The organism is Desulfamplus magnetovallimortis, from assembly GCF_900170035.1.
In the GTDB taxonomy this organism is placed as follows: domain Bacteria; phylum Desulfobacterota; class Desulfobacteria; order Desulfobacterales; family Desulfobacteraceae; genus Desulfamplus; species Desulfamplus magnetovallimortis.
Genome location: NZ_LT828541.1, coordinates 282,555 through 301,593 on the forward strand (window position 1 = coordinate 282,555; position 19,039 = coordinate 301,593).

General features: G+C 42.9%; 11 protein-coding genes. 8 read left to right on the forward strand and 3 right to left on the reverse strand.

Going from position 1 to position 19,039, the window contains the following annotated elements:
* Positions 1-388: 388 nt before the first annotated feature.
* Positions 389-2,596 carry a PKD domain-containing protein gene (locus MTBBW1_RS05415; RefSeq protein ID WP_080800311.1) on the reverse strand — a complete coding sequence of 736 codons (2,208 nt, stop codon included), beginning with the start codon at positions 2,594-2,596 and terminating at the stop codon, positions 389-391.
* A gap of 591 nt (positions 2,597-3,187) precedes the next feature.
* On the opposite strand from MTBBW1_RS05415, the gene MTBBW1_RS28165 reads away from it, so the two are divergent.
* From MTBBW1_RS28165 to MTBBW1_RS05430, 4 genes are all read left to right on the forward strand, one after another.
* Positions 3,188-3,349 (forward strand): hypothetical protein, encoded by a 162-nt coding sequence (locus tag MTBBW1_RS28165; RefSeq protein WP_186441098.1) that lies wholly within the window; start codon positions 3,188-3,190, stop codon positions 3,347-3,349.
* A gap of 410 nt (positions 3,350-3,759) precedes the next feature.
* Positions 3,760-4,974: an aminotransferase class I/II-fold pyridoxal phosphate-dependent enzyme gene (locus MTBBW1_RS05420; protein ID WP_080800314.1), complete on the forward strand. Its 1,215-nt coding sequence runs from the start codon at positions 3,760-3,762 to the stop codon at positions 4,972-4,974.
* Positions 4,971-6,242 (forward strand): efflux RND transporter periplasmic adaptor subunit, encoded by a 1,272-nt coding sequence (locus tag MTBBW1_RS05425; protein ID WP_080800317.1) that lies wholly within the window; start codon positions 4,971-4,973, stop codon positions 6,240-6,242. The genes MTBBW1_RS05420 and MTBBW1_RS05425 overlap by 4 nt, the downstream gene beginning before the upstream one ends.
* A 96-nt stretch (positions 6,243-6,338) precedes the next feature.
* Positions 6,339-9,695, forward strand: a complete 3,357-nt coding sequence (locus MTBBW1_RS05430) for an efflux RND transporter permease subunit (protein ID WP_080800319.1) — start codon at positions 6,339-6,341, stop codon at positions 9,693-9,695.
* On the opposite strand, the gene MTBBW1_RS05435 is transcribed toward MTBBW1_RS05430, so the two are convergent.
* Together MTBBW1_RS05435 and MTBBW1_RS05440 are read right to left on the reverse strand one after the other, a co-directional pair.
* Positions 9,692-10,522 (reverse strand): SDR family NAD(P)-dependent oxidoreductase, encoded by an 831-nt coding sequence (locus MTBBW1_RS05435; RefSeq protein ID WP_080800322.1) that lies wholly within the window; start codon positions 10,520-10,522, stop codon positions 9,692-9,694. The genes MTBBW1_RS05430 and MTBBW1_RS05435 overlap by 4 nt on opposite strands.
* Positions 10,523-10,616: 94 nt before the next feature.
* Positions 10,617-11,360 (reverse strand): YkgJ family cysteine cluster protein, encoded by a 744-nt coding sequence (locus MTBBW1_RS05440; RefSeq protein WP_080800325.1) that lies wholly within the window; start codon positions 11,358-11,360, stop codon positions 10,617-10,619.
* A 614-nt stretch (positions 11,361-11,974) separates the two neighbouring features.
* Between MTBBW1_RS05440 and aprB the strand changes: the two genes are divergently transcribed.
* From aprB to MTBBW1_RS05460, 4 genes are all read left to right on the forward strand, one after another.
* Positions 11,975-12,412 (forward strand): adenylyl-sulfate reductase subunit beta, encoded by a 438-nt coding sequence (gene aprB / locus MTBBW1_RS05445; protein ID WP_080800328.1) that lies wholly within the window; start codon positions 11,975-11,977, stop codon positions 12,410-12,412.
* Between the two features lie 59 nt (positions 12,413-12,471).
* Complete coding sequence (aprA, locus tag MTBBW1_RS05450; RefSeq protein WP_080800331.1) at positions 12,472-14,433, forward strand: adenylyl-sulfate reductase subunit alpha; 1,962 nt, start codon at positions 12,472-12,474, stop codon at positions 14,431-14,433.
* Between the two features lie 781 nt (positions 14,434-15,214).
* Entirely contained in the window at positions 15,215-16,489 is a 1,275-nt protein-coding gene (locus MTBBW1_RS05455; protein ID WP_080800333.1) for a CoB--CoM heterodisulfide reductase iron-sulfur subunit A family protein, read from the forward strand.
* Positions 16,490-16,497: 8 nt separating this feature from the next.
* A complete protein-coding gene (locus MTBBW1_RS05460) occupies positions 16,498-18,834 on the forward strand; it encodes an FAD-dependent oxidoreductase (protein ID WP_080800335.1) in 2,337 nt (778 codons plus the stop codon).
* The last annotated feature ends 205 nt before the right edge of the window (positions 18,835-19,039 follow it).

Genomic DNA, 19,039 nt, shown 5'->3' on the forward strand with positions numbered 1-19,039 from the left:
CATTTGATTTTGAGGAATCGCTTTGAAAAGGAGATCCTTGATTTTGAGCATGATCTTAAAAAGGAGTTTCACGAAAAGATAGAAGAACTTAAAAAAGACAAGCAAAAACTACAGGGAATGCTCAACCGCATTACAGGCGAATTTTCTTGAAAAGGTGACGGTTTATCAAAAACAAAATCGTGAAACAATTGTAATTCCAGCATTTTTATCCCTTGGTGGATTTACAAAAGATGCCATTTCTTTGTGCTCTGAAAAGGGGGTAGGCGTATCTGAAAAAATCAGACATTTTTAAGTTTTGCTAACATTTAAAACAAAGGCCATGGCAGATTGTCTGCCATGGCCTTTACTTAAAAGCTGTTTTTAACAAAATCGGTGCAAAGATCCAAAATCACGGAACAGTAACCGTAACTGTCTCGGTTGCAGACATTCCTTGACTATCCATTACAGTAAGTCTTACAACATAGGTTCCTGGAGCAAAGGTGTGCTCGATGGAGAACATGTTGCTGTAGGTACCATCACCGAGATCCCAGAGCCAGGTGCGAATTTCGCCATCTGAATCCCAGGCATTGCTTGTGAAGGTAAAGGTTGCCGGATCGTTCTGGGAAACCTTATAATTAATGGCTGATGTTGGTGCAAAACTTGTTGCAGTTACAATGACGCTTGATGTGGTAACAGCATGAAGATTGTCAGTAACTTTCAGTTCCACCTGATATGTTCCTGGTTTTTTGAAAGTATGAGTCACATTTTTGCCTGTTGCTGTGTTTCCGTCCCCAAAGTGCCACTCATAGGAGATAATGGAGCCATCGCTGTCAGTTGCCGATGCTGTAAATGTCACTGTATGCGGATATCCACCCTGAAGTGTTGTGGTCTGTATGGATACTTCCGGAGAAGCATTTAGAGCATCAATTGCTGTTGATGCCGAAGATGTTGCACCCTTGTCGTCTGTTACAGTAAGTGTAACATTGTATAGACCGGAAGCTGAATAGCTGTGGGTTACCTCTTCTCCACTGCCACTTGTGCCGTCTCCAAAATCCCAAACATAAGAGACTATTGTCCCATCAGGATCTGATGCCACTGCCTGAAATGCAACTTCAAACTGAGGTGTACCCTGTATGGTTGATACCTTTATTGAAACTGTTGGAGCATGGTTGACATCAGATTCCAGAACTGTGGTTCTGGTATTGACATCATAGCTTATGGGTTGCACTTTCATGGGTCTTATACGAGGTGATGCATCGCCATTGCTGTTACTTTCCCCTGACAGATTACCATCTGCTGGAGTTCCAAGTTCAATGCCGATAACTGCCGAATAATTGTCATCCTCTTCAAGATAGCCGTTATTGTAATCTGCCTGGCAGAAAAGCCTGAGGTCTCCTCTTTTATTAAGGGGAAATGTCATGCGAAGGGAGCCGAACATATCTGACTCATCAGCATCCTGGGAACCAACATCACCGTATAGCGAAAGACCGTTTTCAAACATATATTCTACACTTACACCGATCTTATCCCGTACTGAAATATATGTTTCTGTTGTGTAAAGATCAGCAAACTCAAAATGGCTGTGGCTGTCAACAACATCTTCATCCTTAATGGCCTGTGTAAAGAAGATGCCTACACTTCCCCGCTTAAACAGCCTTGATGCAGCCACATTGATCTGGGAAAGCATTCCTGTATCTTCATAGAGGTCAAGATTGACAAATTTCATGGAAGCAAAACAGCCAAGCTGGAAATATCCGCTTTTCCCAACAAGTCCTGCATCCATCTGGTACTCCTGAAAATCTTCGGTGATATCTCCTCGAAATCCACCCTGAAGTGCAAAGCTTTGGTTATTCATGGGGATAAAAAGGCTTGCCTGGACATTGCCAAGAAGTTCTCCGTTATTTGCCCCTACTCCCCCTGAAAGAGTAAAAGCATTATTGGCAAAAAGGTTAAAACCGGTGCTGCCGCCTGAAGAAATTTCTGGAGAGGCAGACTCTGTACCCTTATCTTTCAGAAGCTCCTCAAGGTCATTAATACGCTCAAGAAGATCATTTAATGAAGGCCCTGTTTCAGCAGCAGGCGTAACTGCCTGGGCGGCTCCTTCATCAACGGCCGCCATAGTTTCCAGAGGTTTAATAAATCGGTTATCCCTGTAGTAGTAATCCCGCTCTCCATTAACAAATTTAAAAATACTGAAATCTGTTCTTCTGTTAAGCAACTGGCCTTCAAGATTTTTATTTGATGCAAAGGGAACATGAAAGGCATTTCCCTTGATCAATATGCGTTCCGAAAGAAGTCCCCTGTCCAGAAAAATCTGTTTGACAGCAAGTGCCCTTTTTCTTGAAAGCTCTGAATTGTAGGCTTCAGTACCGTGTGTATCAGTATGGGCACTTATCTCAAGGATAAGGTCATTGTCCCTGCCCATGAAATCCATGATTCTGTTTATCTGTTTCAAATCTTCAATTGGTTTGTCTGAATCAAAAGCAAAATTGATTGATTCCAGATCAAGATCTCCGGCACCTGATTCACCGGCACCTGATTCCGGAATACCTGTAAAAGCCACAATAAAGAATTGCAATATCAGGAGTGTAAAAAAGAGTTTGTGTCTTGATAACATGATAACACCTCCAGAAAAGGTTTTAGTTTTAATAAAAATCTACTGAGACTTTCAAGGCATATCTTTTTAGATAACTTTTGTCAAGATACCCATTCAGCAAATGAGTCCCTGCAATATAAGATTTAGCCTGAGAATACTTTATTAGAAAGTCTCTATAACATGCTGATATATAAAAACTTTTATCCACAATTGTGATAGCATCGCAATCATGAGGGTTTATTAAACTTGAAAATATCCGGTTTTATTTTCTGGCAGGGGGAGACTCCTGGGTTCAATCATGAAATTTTTTTTCTTCAAATATGTCAATATCGGTTAACTCCACATGGTAAATATAGTTGACATATTTCATAGTACATTAAAGATCTTAACCTGAATTGTTTATTGAAATATTTTTTTATTCTAAAATCATTATTCCTCTAACCATCTGATTAATAAAGAAAACAGCTCTGACATTCTTAATATCAAGACATAAAGATAGCTTAATTTTTTTGAACGGCATTGAGTTTGCATTCTAATATATTAAAGGCAGCATCACAACAGATGCAAAAGCTGCCATAATATTTGATCTTAGAAAAGAAAAAGGAGGTCGTTATGAGAATAATAAAAGCTATCATAACCATGATTTCCTTATGGGTGCTGGCAACTAACTTTAACGCCCATGGGATGGAAACTCTTCAGTCTGACAATGTTAATAAAGGGACTTTAATTAATAGTTCAAATTTTGAAATGGTCGTTGAAACATTTGAGTATTAAAGTCTGCGTAATGACCTATTTTTTTTATAGGCTTTGATTTTTGAACTTAGCGCCCTTCGGGCGGGCTTTTCCATAACCAAACTGCTTTTGCAGGATAAAAATGGAAATTCCTATACTATGAACTTAACGCCCTTCAGGCGAACTTTTCCATAAACTTTTGCTTTTGCACGAGATAAAATGGAAATTCCTATACTATTAAATTATGACGGGGTTCCACTGTGACCGTCATAAATAAAGGAATTTAAAACGAGCAATTGAAAACACTTCACTCTTATGGTAATTCACAATACTCTGTATTTTGAAAATCATTAATTATTGGTAATTTTGTGATGGCCTGCAATTATGCCATTTGCGTGCCACTCCAAAATTGATCAGTAAACGTAAAATCTCTTTTTGGAGAAGAATTGACCATGAGTGAAGAAAATTTAATCCGTTTTGCCGGCAGAATGGATCAATTGCCACCATACCTTTTTGGTATGATCAACAATCTTAAAATGGAAAAACGACGCAGGGGTGATGATGTCATTGACCTTGGCATGGGAAACCCCGTTGATCCAACCCCTGAAAATGTAATAGAAAAGCTCATCGAGGTTGCAAGGGATCCCAAAACCCACCGTTACCCTGTTTCATCAGGCATGAAGAACCTTAAAAGAGAAATTTCACTCTACTACAAAAGACTTTACGACATTGACCTTGATGCCGAAAATGAGACCCTCCTTACCATTGGCTCCAAAGAGGGCATATCACATCTTTGCCTTGCACTTCTCGGGCCCGGAGACTCTGTACTTGTCCCTGCTCCGGCCTTTCCCATCCATATATATGCGGCAGTAATAGCCGGTGCCACTGTGGTAAAAGTTCCAATATCTCCGCCGGAATCATTTCTTAACAGAATTGTCAATATATGTGAATCCTTCTATCCAGGCCCCAAGGTACTGATGATCAACTATCCCCACAACCCCACAGGAACCCTTTGCGACGTTGATCTTTTCAAGGAGATTGTTGCCCTTGCCAAGCGTTTCAAATTCATGGTGATACATGATTTTGCATATTCACGTATCACCTTTGACGGTTACAAGGCGCCAAGTTTTCTTGAAATTCCAGGAGCAAAGGATGTTGGGGTTGAGTTTGGTTCATTTTCAAAATCCTACAATATGGCAGGTTGGCGTCTGGGCTATTGCGTAGGCAACCCCATAATTATTGCAGGCTTAAGCAAGATAAAAGGATATTTTGATTATGGAATTTTTTCAGCTATCCAGATAGCAGGAATCATTGCCCTCAGAGATTGTGACGATACCATTCCCGATCAGGTGGAGCTTTACCAGGCAAGAAGAGACACTCTTTGCAGCGGCCTCTCCCGAATTGGATGGGATGTTGAACCTCCAGGAGCCGGAATGTTTGCATGGGTCAAAATCCCTGAACCATACTGCCAGATGGGTTCAATGCAGTTTGCCATCGAGATGATGAACAGGGCAAATGTGGCTGTGGCACCTGGTGTGGGATTCAGTGAAGAGGGTGAGGGATATCTCAGGCTTGCACTTGTTGAAAATGAAGAGAGACTTCGCCAGGCGGTCCGCCAGATGAGAAAAGCCATGCAGGAAATTGACAGGGAGAAAGATTTAAAATGAGTGCCAATGATTCCACGGGGATAACTCCGGCTGAAGGAGCATTAATACCTGATACAGAGATAACGCCGGAAACAGAATCAAATGCGTCAAAAAAAATTGATTCTATTTCTTCAATCAGGACAGGCCGGTCAACTGCCCCGAAATCCTTTAGAGCAAAATTTGTCCTTTTTATATGGCGGTCTATTCCCAGGCTTTTTCTTGTGGGCATGATCGCATTGATTGTTATGCTGCTCGGAACAATCAACGAAAAAAAACAGAAACTTGAGATTGAAAAAGCTGAAGCCAAAACTCCGGAAAAGCCCCTTGTGAATACTGTTGTTATGCCCCTTGAACCCGGAATAATACGTGACAGAATAAACTTGCCTGGAAGCATGGAGCCATGGACAACCCTTGATCTTAAGGCTGAGGTTGGGGGTATTGTTGAGCAGATACTTGTGCGGGAAGGCCAGGAGCTTAGAAAAGGAGAAATCATCCTCCACATTGAAAAAGATGATTACCGCATTGCCATTGATCGTGCAGAAGCTGCATATAAACTTGCAGTTGCGGAGTTCAAACGTGACAAGGCTGTACATTTAAAAGGGATTATATCCGAGGCTCAACTGGATATAACAGAGACAAACATGCAGCTTGCAAAGGCCAACCTTGATGATGCCAGGCTGATGCTTGAGCGCACCACCATAAAGTCCCCCATGTCAGGTGTTGTAAACCGCATTGATGCTGAGGTGGGACTTCTGCTCTCCACAGGTGACCCTGTCGGCCAGATTCTGAGAATTGACAAACTCAAGGCTGTGGTTGGTATTCCTGAATCAGATATGCCTGCGGTTGCTCCACTTTCCCATGTTGATATATCGGTACAGGCCCTTGATGACCGTAAGATAACAGGAGAAAAATTTTTTCTCTCATCCTCACCTGATACAGCCGCTCTGCTCTACAGGCTTGAGCTGACCGTTGACAACCCTGACAGGGATATTATGCCGGGTATGTTTGTACGTGCAGATGTGGTTAAAAAGGAGAGGAAAAATGTCATTATCATTCCTTTCTACAGTGTTATCTCAAGAAACAATGAGCAGTTTGTCTTTGTGGAAAAAGATGGAGTTGCCGTTAAACGCCTGGTATCGCTGGGCATTATGGAAAAGTGGATGGTTGAGGCAAAAACAGGGCTCAATGCCGGTGAGCAGTTGATTGTTGAAGGTCACAGGGATATTGAAGATGGCCAGAAGATAAAGGTTGTTCATACCCTGACAGAATCAGGTGAATATTCCCTGTGAACTCAAACCATTACTTGTGGCATCCCACCATTTTGGCCTTTAAAAACAGCTTAACCTAAACTTTTCATATGTGCCTCAATAAATGGAGCATCTGTTGTGATTATTTCTGATACAGCGGTTCAAAAAAGTACCAGTGTTGTTGTACTGACGATTTTGATTATCATATTTGGAGTCTATTGCTACAACGTACTACCCCGCGAAAGCGATCCTGACATAACCATACCCAATGTCTTTGTATCAACAAGCTACCGTGGGGTATCCCCTTCAGATATGGAGACATCTGTCACCATAAAGATTGAAAGCAAACTAAAAGGTCTTGATGGCTTAAAAAAGCTTCAGTCTGTAAGCTCCGAGGGGCTGTCATCCATCAATATCGAATTTGTCACAGGCACTGATATTGACAAAGCCATTCAGGATGTCAAGGACAAAGTGGATGAGGCAATGGGTGATCTGCCCTCTGATCTTGATAATGACCCGTATGTTTTTGAGGTAAACTTTTCCGAAATGCCCATTGTGGTATTTTCCCTTTCCGGAACTTGTGGACTGCCTGCACTTAAGAAAATCGCAGATGACCTGGAGGATGATATAGAAGCTGTAACCGGAGTACTTGCTGTGGATGTTACAGGAGGTCTTGAGCGCGAAATCAGGGTTGAAGTATCTCCGGAAAAACTTGCATATTACGGCTTGACCATATTCAGCCTGCAAAGCGCTGTTGAAAGTGAAAACAGGAACAACTCAGGAGGAGCAATCCGCCTTGGAAAGGGAAGATTTCAGCTTCGGGTTCCCGGCGAATTTGAGACTCCAGAAGAGATTTACGGCCTTGTCCTTGGAACACATCAGGGTCAGCCTGTATATCTAAAGGATGTTGCACATGTTGTTGATGGTTTCAAGGAGGAGAGCAGCCGATCACGCCTTGACGGACGTGAAGCCATAAACCTTGCTGTAAAAAAACGGTCAGGGGAAAATATCATTGCCATAAGTGAAAAAGTGGATGAGATAATTACAAAAAGAATGGTTACTTGGCCTCCTGGAACTGAAATCACCAAGGTCATGGATAAAACCAACGATATAAAGAACATGGTAGCAGATCTTGAAAACAACATATTTTCCGGCCTTATTCTTGTGCTTGTAGTCATTTTTCTTGCAATGGGAATCCGCAATGCCCTGCTTGTAAGCCTTGCCATACCCATGTCCATGCTACTCTCCTTTACTGTACTCTATTTCATGGGAATCACCCTTAACATGGTGGTACTTTTCAGCCTGACACTTGCCCTTGGAATGCTTGTTGATAATGCCATTGTAATTGTGGAGAACATCTACCGCTTCATGGAACAGGGAGCAGGCCCTGCCCAGGCAGCCATGCAGGCAACTTCCGAGGTTGCATGGCCTGTAATAGGCTCAACTCTTACAACGCTTGCAGCTTTCTCCCCAATGCTGTTCTGGCCAGGTATCATGGGAGAGTTCATGGGTTACATGCCCCTCACGCTGATTATTACCCTTACTTCCAGCCTCTTTGTTGCACTGATTATTAACCCTGCCATGGCATCCCTTATTATGAAGCCCAAAACAAGGTCTGCACTCTCATCCGGTCAGAACGGTTCAGTAACACCTCTGTCCATGGAAGAGATCTCAAGGGCAGTTGAAAAGCCCGTGGAAGTCAAGGGAGTCTTTATGAAAATATATACACGTATGCTCTCCTTTGCCCTTGATATCCCTTTGACTATGATTGCCATCTCCTTTTGTCTCCTGGTGCTCATGATACAGATGTGGCTTATTGTTGTGGGTCTTGAAAAACCTGTTGAATTTTTTCCTGAAATTGAACCAAAGGGGATGTATGTAAATGTTGATGTGCCTGAAGGAGCGGATCTGGATTACATTGACACCATCCTTCAACGTGTGGAGCTTGCTCTCTCCGGCGTTTATGAAAAATCAAAAAATGACAACACTGGATTTACTAACCCGGCCTCTCCAATGGATGCCCTTGCCCCCAAAGCCCATGACATGCCCAACGGCAAGAGATTTTACGGCCCGAGCGACATGAAAAATATAAAGAACATCTACACAAGGGGCACCATTGTTGCAGACGGAGGCTCTGCATTTTCTTCCAATACCCCGAACCATGTCGGAGTCAGGTTTCTGGAACTGAGTGACAGATGGCGCTCAACCCATGACACCGTGGATGACATAAGAAAGAGAATAAAGGAAATACCGGGAGGCAAGGTAACCCTTGCCATGGAAGAGGAAGGGCCTCCCACAGGTGCTCCCATAAATATTGAAATTGCAGGGGAGAACTTTGAGGTTCTCGGGGAAATTGCCCGAAAAATTAAAAACATAATTTCCGACATGCCCCATGTACATGATGTCAGGGATGATTTTGTGGAGGGGATTCCTTCGGTGCAGGTCAATGTGGACAGGCAGAAAGCTGCACTTTTCGGTCTTACCACAGATGGCATAGGCTATGCCTTAAAAAGCGCCTATAACGGCCTTGAGGTTTCGTCATTCAGGGAGGGAGATGATGATTATGACATAACAGTCCAGCTAAAAGAGGCAGACAGAAAGGTTGTTGATATCCTGCATGAACTAATGCTTCCCACACCTACAGGTTATATGGTACCTCTTTCCACACTTGCCAATGTAACATTTACAGGCTCAATTGGTGATATAGTACGCATTAACAACGAGCGTGTTGTAACGGTAAGGGCCAATGTTGATGAAAACAAGGTTCCCGGTGCTGTTGTACGTGAACAGGCAGAGATTCTTCTGAAAAAATTTGCACTCCCTCCAGGATACAAAGTCAAATTTACAGGAGAGTTTGAGTTCCAGCAGGAGTCTGAAGATTTTCTGTCAAAGGCGTTTCTTGTGGCGCTGCTTCTTATCTTTCTGATCCTTGTCTCAATGTTCAATTCGGTTATTCAGCCATTTGTAATCATGACATCGGTAATTCTGTCACTTGGTGGAGCATTTCTTGGACTTGCTCTTTTTAACTCTTCATTTGGCATCATCATGACAGGTGTGGGTGTTATTTCACTTGCAGGGGTTGTTGTAAACAATGCAATTGTTCTTATTGATTATATCAACAAGCTCAGGGAAAGAGGACTTGAACTAAAAGATGCTGTGGTATCGGCTGGAGCCACCCGACTAAGACCTGTACTTTTAACTGCCGTGACAACAATTCTGGGACTTATTCCAATGGTTACAGGTATCTCATATGATTTTCATACATGGAGCATATCCTGGGTCAGTGAGTCAAGCCAGTGGTGGCGCTCCATGGCAGTTGTTGTGATTTTCGGGCTTGTGGTGGCTACATTTCTGACTCTTGTTGTTGTACCAACTCTCTATTATCTGCTGGAGCGCATGGGAGAATTCAGAAAGCGTTTATTCATGAAAATCAGAAAAATATACTGGAAACCATATCCATTCCTTGCAGGAGAGCCTGCTCCTGAAAAGAATTAAAGCACACCTCGTGGCATGGGAGGTACTTTTTCTCCTCCCAGAACATATCCTCCGTCAAGCCGTAACACACTTCCAGTCATGTATGGAGCATCCCTTACAATAAAAAGAACAGCTTTTACAACATCATCAAGGGAGCCTGTTCTTCCCATCAGGATATGGTCAAGTATGGCTTTTTTCTCATCACTTGTCAAAACCTCTTCCCAGCCACGAGTTCCCTGGGCATGACGGGTCTCAAACACCCCGAGCATTATCTCGTTGACCCTCAATGAAGGCGCTCCCATGCGCGCCCAAGTCTCGGTCAGAACCCCAACACCTCTTGCAGCAGCAGCATAGCCATCATTGAAAATAGCAGCGGCTGCACCAGATCGTCCCACAAGTGCTGCAATTGATGAAAAATTTATCACAACAGCGGCATCAGATTTTTTTAGCAAAGGAAATGCGCTGTCAAAAACCCATTTTTTTGTACGCAATGTGGTTGCTATCTCAAGATCCCACTGCTCCTGGATATAAGGTCCGTGAACAGCAGGCCACCCTCCCCTTTCAATATTGTTGATAAGAATATCAAGTACTCCAAATCGCTTCTCAATATTCTCCATGAGAAGAGCAATCTTTTCTGTATCAAGCAAATTAATGTCATGAATTTCATATTCAATACCAATATCACTGTCAAGACGCCTGAAATCCTCTTCCATGGAGTCAAAGCTTTCCTTCCAGTCATATCGCGTCATAACGAGCTTTACGCCCTCTTTTGCAAGGGCAAGTGCTATTGCCTTGCCTATCCCTTTTACTGCACCAAGGACAAGTGCGACTTTTCCCTTTAATTCCATCATTTATTCCCTATGTCATCCTCGCTTTACTGCTTGCTCAAAATCGAGACCTTATTGCTTTTTCAGCAGTTGTTGCACTTATCTGAATCAATATTTACCTGGCATCAACTCCAAAAAAACGATATTTAATCCATGTCATACCAAAATTGAGAAGTTCAACATCATCTGTTTTAATTTTGTCAAAAAAAGATTCTGGAAGCTCAATACCCATGATCATCTCTTTAGCATCAGAGGCAAAAAGCTTTGCTCTGAAGGTATCAAGATCATATAAGGCAAGATAAAAAAGATCTGAATCAGCACCATCAAGCCTTCCCGGCATAATCTGATTTTTAAGGCTTATGATCTCCATCATGCGATCATTCATCTCATTGTGCAGGGCAACGTCCTGCCCTTTAAGCCACTGACGGACACTCTGGCCGCTGCTACGGCCAAACCCCTTACAGTGGGGCTCTTCAATAAGAGCAAAATGCTCTGTAATAACACCGGTTTCACGGGAACGTGTAATGGCACGCGCAAGGGGATATAGTCGGCATGAAGCAGGTCGATCTTTATAGACTGAACAACCAGCATCTGTTACAAATGGACAGGCAAGGCCAGAATCAGGATCTGCCTTAAATGTGATTACAGGTAAACCAGATTCCGGACCGGTGTGACGGGAAGTATATTTTCGCAAAAAAACATCCGACGATACAGTGAGGTTATTTTTCAGACGCAAAACATCATAGGGAGTCAAGAACTGATTCAAATCCCTGCAGCACTCATTAAAGCAGGATACATCTGAAGAGCAGTTAAAGGATAGGGGATCATCAATCCCTATTGGAATCATCTCTTCGCTCATAGCTTGTTCCTTAAAAAATAAAAATTAATAAACAAAAAAATGTTTTCTACTATATATTGTATTTGAATGCAACTATTTGACACACATATTGATATTTTTTCATCTGAATTCACAATTTATTTTTTTAAGAGCAATGATGTTCCAAAATTCCTTGACAAGGCAATTTGCCGGTGCTACTTTTCCAGCGTTTATATTTCTTAGAATAGACTGAAAAATATTTTAAGACTGGACAGAAATAGAAAATTTAATCTTTTATACATGTCAAATTGCTAAACTGAAAAAAACACACTAATATTTAGGCATGCTTCATTTCCCATTTTACACTTTCCGGAGAGAAAACTCTGAGTAGCAGGAGTCTCTCACAAAAAATTGTAAAGTAACTTTGGAGTCATATTAAGGATGCCAATATTTAAATTTTATTTTGCATCTTCAGATTTCAGCGCAAATATCCTTTCGGATAACTTATGGATGAACAGGTCGCAGGTACTGTGGCCTTCTATGTGTATATTAAAAGCGGCCTGTTATGTTCATGCCGCAGATCATTAACAGTAGTGTCGGTTATTTCCCCCGTGGAAAAACAGTTAAGACACTAATTAAGTAAGGGAGGTATTTTAATGCCATCTTTTGTAATCGCAGAAAAGTGCGACGGCTGCAAGGGTGGGGACAAAACAGCATGTATGTACATCTGCCCCAATGACCTGATGGTTCTTGATCCTAATGCAATGAAAGCTTACAACCAGGAACCAGATCAGTGCTGGGAATGCTATTCTTGTGTAAAAATCTGCCCCTCTCAGGCTATTGAGGTACGCGGTTATTCTGATTTTGTACCAATGGGCGCTTCTGTTGTTCCCATGATGGGTACAGAGGATATCATGTGGACATGCAAGTTCAGAAACGGCGTTGTAAAACGCTTTAAGTTCCCCATCAGAACTACTCCGGAAGGCGAAGCCAATGCTTACAAAGACCTTAAGGGTAAAGACCTTTACTCAGGTCTTCTCTCCACACAGGAAGCAGATGGTTTTGTTCTTAAGACACCACAGGAACTGGCATAATTATCAATCATTTACTTGATTATTAATTTATTTTACGAATAATTCGGAGGTATATATAAATGGCATTACCTAATAAGCCTGTTGGTGAGCTCAAGGCAGTAAGGGATCCCGAAGTTGAGAAAAGAGATGTTGACGTTCTGATTGTTGGCGGTGGTATGGCTGCCTGCGGAACAGCTTTTGAGATCAAAAAGTGGGCCAGCGACGACACAAAGATTCTGCTTTGTGACAAAGCTGCTCTTGAGAGAAGTGGTGCAGTTGCACAGGGTCTTTCAGCTATCAATACATATATTGGAGAGAACAAGGTTGAAGATTATGTCCGTATGGTAAGAAACGACCTTATGGGTATTGTTCGTGAAGACCTTATTTATGACCTTGGCCGTCATGTTGATGACTCTGTTCATCTTTTTGAAGAGTGGGGACTTCCCATCTGGAAAAAAACAGATGACGGAAAAAACCTTGACGGAAAAAAAGGCCTGAAAGCTGGTAGCCTTAAAGCTGGTGCAACTCCTGTACGTACAGGTAAATGGCAGATCATGATCAATGGTGAGTCCTACAAGAGAATCGTTGCAGAAGCAGGAAAACTTGCTCTTGGCGAAGACAACATCATTGAGAGATGCTTCATCGTTGAGCTTCTCAACGACAAGGATGATCCTAACAGAGTTGCAGGTGCTGTAGGTTTCTCCCTTCGTGAAAACAAAGTTTACATCATCAATGCAAAGGTTATCATGGTTGCCTGCGGTGGTGCTGTAAATATCTATCAGCCACGTTCAGTTGCTGAAGGTAAAGGTCGTGCATGGTACCCAATCTGGAATGCAGGTTCAACATACACCATGGCTCTTCGTGCAGGTGCTGAGCTTTCCATGATGGAAAACCGTTTCACCCCAGCTCGTTTTAAAGATGGTTACGGCCCTGTTGGTGCATGGTTCCTTCTTTTCAAAGCTAAAACTGTTAACGGCCTTGGTGAAAACTATGCCGGCAGTGATGATGCAAAAGCTGAGCTTGAAAAATATGCTCCTTACGGAACTGCTGCTGTTACTCCTACATGCCTGAGAAACCATCTCATGATGAAAGAGTACAAAGAAGGCCGTGGTCCAATCATCATGAAAACTTCCGATGCTCTCAAAGCCCTTGGTGAGACAATGAGCAAAAAAGAGCTCAAACACCTTGAGTCAGAAGCCTGGGAAGATTTCCTTGACATGTCTGTTGGACAGGCAGGTCTCTGGTGCGCAACCAACACCGAGCCTGAGAAAAAAGATTCTGAAGTTATGCCCACAGAACCGTACCTTCTTGGTTCTCACTCAGGCTGCTGCGGTATCTGGTGTTCAGGTCCCGAAGAAGACTGGGTTCCTGAGGATTACAAATGGGGCTATAACAGAATGACCACAGTAAGCGGCCTCTTCACCGCTGGTGACGGAGTTGGCTGCTCAGGTCACAAATTCTCTTCTGGTTCCCATGCAGAGGGACGTATTGTTGCCAAATCTATGCTTCAGTATCTGGCAAAAGAGGGTGACAAGGTTACCGGTTTCAAAGAGACTGATCAGGAACTGGTTGACATGGTTTACAAACCTGTCAGAAACTACCTTGAGCATTGCGAATACACAACTGCTGTAGATGTTAACCCCAACTACTGCAAACCTGCTGGTATGGCCATGCGTCTAATGAAGATGACCAACGAGTATGGAGCAGGTACAGGTACCTTCTACATGACTTCCGGCAAAAACCTTGAGATCCTCATGGAGCTTTTTGAAATGTTCCGTGAAGACCTTGACAAACTTGCAGCCGGTGACCTTCATGAGCTTCTGAGAGCATGGGAAATTTTCCATCGTCTATTTACAGTACAGGCTCATACACGTCACATTCAGTTCCGTGAAGAGACACGCTACCCAGGTTTCTACTACAGAGGCGACTTCATGGGTCAGAATGACGACGAGTGGTTCTGCTTTGTTAACTCTAGCTACAACAAAGAGAGTAACGAGTGGACACTCAAGAAAGTTCCGTACCACAAGATTATCTCCGACTAATTCCGGACACAATCCATTAAGGTACGTTAGTTAAATATAACCTCCAGGTACTGTGCTGTTTGTGCCTGGGGGTTTTTTAAAATTTTGATGTACGGGAAATTTATTTCCTGTGTCCTTGAGAAATTGTTCAGATTCAGTCGAAATCAGGCTGGCAAACTGTAACTGGAGACTACTGCTTCGTCAAAACTCAAATTTTGGGTTCTCTGTTAATGAAGATAAACTCAAAAGCAAATCCTGACAAAGCACTACTTACAATTTTTTCCGTGCCCTGCCCTTCATCCCCATTTTGAACTTAGCGCCCTTCGGGCGGGCTTTTCCATACCCTTCCTGCTTTTGCGGGAAATAAATTGGAATTCCTATACTTTCAAGTTACAGCTTGCGAGCCTCATTTTTAAATGGCCTGTTTTTGATGTCAGCCACCGGTTTCAACTTTATCCACCGGTATATTTGATGGTCTGTAAAATAATCCAGAATGCCAAAGCAACTATTGCTTCTTCAATTTTAAACTGTAGGGTAATTTGGTTAAAGGTTTTTTCAACCCGAAAATCAAACCTTGAAAGAACACTATTAATAATTCCCGTAGTTTAAGGGCTGAAGAATTCATAATACCGGATTTTTATAGGCTCATCATTTTTAACCGGAAAAGTGAGACTGACTGAAGCTGGAATCAAACCAATTATTCACAAAAGGACACAGGGTACAGGAGAACACCTTCTCCAACTTTCCCGATTATATCTACTTTATCTGCTTTTAATATCTTACGTATGCACGGAGGGATAGCATGACAACAGACAAATCAGCCCCGGCCGGCGGAAGCATTATGGTTGTTGGTGGTGGAATCAGCGGTTTGACCACTGCCCTTGAAGCTGCCGAGGTTGGGTATGAGGTACTCCTGATAGAAAAGGAACCTTCCCTGGGAGGAAGAGTATCTCAGCTCAAGCAGTATTTTCCAAAACTTTGTCCGCCCACTTGTGGCCTTGAAATCAACTACAAAAGAGTAAAAGACAATCCAAGAATCAAGGTCATTACAATGGCCGAGGTTGAAAAGGTTGAAGGCAATGCCGGCAACTATACGGTTGAGGTAAAAATCAGCCCAAGATATGTCAATGAAAACTGCACAGCTTGTGGCGAATGCGCTAAAGTTTGTGAGTCCGAAATATCCAACGAGTTTAATTTCGGCATGGATAGAAGAAAAGCTGCCTACCTTCCACACAACATGGCATTTCCAATGCGTTATGTCATGGCTCCTTCCATGGGTGCCGACGACCGTGAAAAATGCAAAGAAGCATGTAAATACGACGCCATTGACTTTGACATGCAGGAAAAAACATTGGATTTCAAAGTTGGTGCCATTGTCTGGGCTACCGGCTGGAAACCCTATGATGCTGCAAGAATTGACAACCTTGGATTTGGAAGATACCAGAACATTATAACAAACATGATGCTTGAGCGTATGGCATCCCTGAATGGCCCCACCCAGGGAAAAATCTTGAGACCATCTGATGACAAAGCTCCTGAAACAATCGCCTTTGCGCAATGTGCAGGCTCAAGAGATGAAAATCACCTTCCATACTGCTCATATATATGCTGCATGGCATCCCTTAAACATGCCACATACCTAAGAGAGCAGTATCCTGATGCAAAAATATATATCTACTATATTGACCTTAGAACCCCCGGCAGAAAATACGAAAATTTTTACAGCAATCTTAAAAAAGATGAAAACGTATTTTTTATTAAAGGAAAGGTTGCTGAGGTTGGAGAGGAGAGTGGAACAGGAAATGTAACCCTTGTCGCTGAAGATACCCTCTCAGGAGAAAAAATCAGGCAGACTGTTGACATGCTGGTTCTTGCAACCGGTATGCAGCCCAACGCATCTGTGGATAAACCAAATGCCGATCTGAAATACAATGCGGATGGATTTATTGTCAACGACTTTAAAAAAGGCGGCATGTTTGCAGCCGGTTGCGCCAACAAGCCGGCTGATGTTGTGACATCCAACCAGAACGCAACCGGCATGGCACTGAAAGCCATTCAGACGCTGGTGAGGAGGTAAAGGATAACATGAGTAAAAAATACGGCGTATATATCTGCACAGGATGTGGCATAGGTGATGTCCTCGACATGGAAGCACTTGTTGATGTTCCCGATGAGGAAGGCATCAACTGCACAACTCATCCTTTTCTCTGCAGTAAGGAGGGGGTTGCCCAGATTCAGAAGGATGTGAATGACGGCAAAGTTAATGCCATGGTAATCGGGGCCTGCTCCAGAAGGGTAAATTTTGATCTCTTTAAATTTGACGGCTGCATCGTTGAGAGGGTTAACCTGAGAGAAGGTGTTGTATGGCCGCACTCCAGGGAAAAATATCCTGCATTGACAGAAGAGCAAAAAGATGATGAAGAGCATTTTGACCGTATCCAGATGAAAGCTGAAGATTACATCAAAATGGGTATGATCAGGGTGGAAAAGGTAAAACTTCCCGAGCCATATAAGACTGAGACATTTTCCAGGAAAATTCTGGTTCTTGGCGGAGGTATTACAGGTATCTCAGCAGCACTGGATGCTGCCAAAGCAGGATTTGAAGTAACAATAGTTGAAAAACAGAGTAAACTTGGCGGTTATGCTGCCCAGATGAGAAGCCAGATGCCTGTGGCAGAACCATTTGAGCAGCTTATTACACCAGTTATTGAAGAGAAAATTGCTGAACTCCAGGAATACCCAAATATTACAGTAAAGACATCAACAGAAGTTGCCCGTATTGCTGGCCAGCCAGGAGAGTTCACTGTTACTTTCAAAAAACCTGGTGAAAAAATTCCATTTGATGTTCCATTTCCACTCCCACCTGAGATGCTTCTGGATGAAAAAGGCAACGAACTTGATGCCGAAGCCCAGCACGCAAAATATCTTGAATACAACAAAGGGCGCCTTGACATCCTTAAACTGGATCCAGATGGCGAGCTTTACGGTGCTGTTATACTTGCAGCAGGCTGGCGTCCTGACAAACTCAAAGGTGATACCTATGCCCACCTTGGTATTGATCTTCCTGATGTTATAACAAACGATGAGTTTGAAAAAATTGCAGCAAAAGGCAAAATCGTAAGACCATCTGATGGCAAAGAGGCAAAAGAGGTTGTCTTTATCCAGTCTCCAGGAAAAGATGAGGATGATGCAGACTTTCCATATTGCGGTTCTGTTACCAGCCAGGTGGCATTGAAACAGGCAAAATATGTCAGAAATGACTATGAAGATGGTAAAGCCTACATTATCTACCAGCACATGAGAACCCCGGGGCTCCAGGAAAACTTTTATAAAAGTATACAGCAGGATAACGGTATTTTCATGACCAAAGGCGCTGTGACCGAAGTTTCCAATAATGGTGATAGCCTTATGGTTGGTGCTAAAAATACACTTCTTGGTCAAGATCTCAATATAAAGGCTGATCTTGTTGTTCTTGCCAATGGAATGGTTCCTGTCACTGTTGATGATCCAGTTGTAAATCTTGCATACAGACAGGGTCCTGGTTTCAGGGATAACGATATATTTGGCGGTTATGCTGACTCTAACTACATCTGTTTCCCATATGAAACCCAAAGAACTGGTGTATATGCTGCCGGTGCAATCCGCAGAAGCATGACCATTGAAGAGTCAATTGAAGATGCAACCGGTGCTGCCCTTAAAGCCATTCAGTGTATTGAATCTGCAAACAGAGGCGTGGCTGTTCATCCAAGATCTGGTGACATGACCTTTCCTGAATTTTTCTTCCAGAGATGTACCCAGTGTAAACGCTGTACAGTTGAATGCCCCTTTGGTGCCCTGGATGATGACGAGAAAGGCACACCAAAAGCCAATCCAACACGCTGCCGCCGTTGCGGAACCTGCATGGGTGCATGCCCTGAGCGTATTATAAGCTTTGCTGACTATACAATTGACAGCATAGGCTCACAGATCAAGGCCATAAGCGTTCCTTCAGAAGACGATTATGATGAACCACCTTTCAGAATTCTTGCCCTTGTATGCGAAAATGACGCCTATCCTGCACTTGATATGGTAGGTATGAACCGAATTGACTACTCTCCTGATGTACGTGTAATTCCGGTTCGCTGCCTTGGCTCGGTTAACTCCATCTGGATCAAGGATGCCCTTGCCCAGGGAATGGACGGTGTTATCCTTATCGGCTGCAAACATGGCGACAACTATCAGTGCCATTTTGTCAAAGGCAGTGAGCTTGCAGAAGTTCGCGTTAACAAGATGGGAGATGCCTTGAAGAGCTTGGCACTTGAAGAAGAGCGCGTAAGATTTGCAGAGATTGCAATCGACGAGTATGACAAACTCCCGAGCCTGCTCAGCGACTTTGTAGAAGAGATTGAAGCCCTTGGTCCCAATCCGTTCAAGGGATTCTAAGCGTGTAATATATCAGATAACTCCTTCTTACCAAAAAATGGTCGGAAGGAGTTTTTATATTTTATTCTGGCATTACAAACTCAAGTGTACCCTTTCTCCCGTGAAAATACCCATATCTTTTTCATGATCGGGTATGGACGAAACTCGGCCATGAAGATTTAGAATTTTTCTCCACTCCAGGATATATGATGGCTGGTGATTTTCA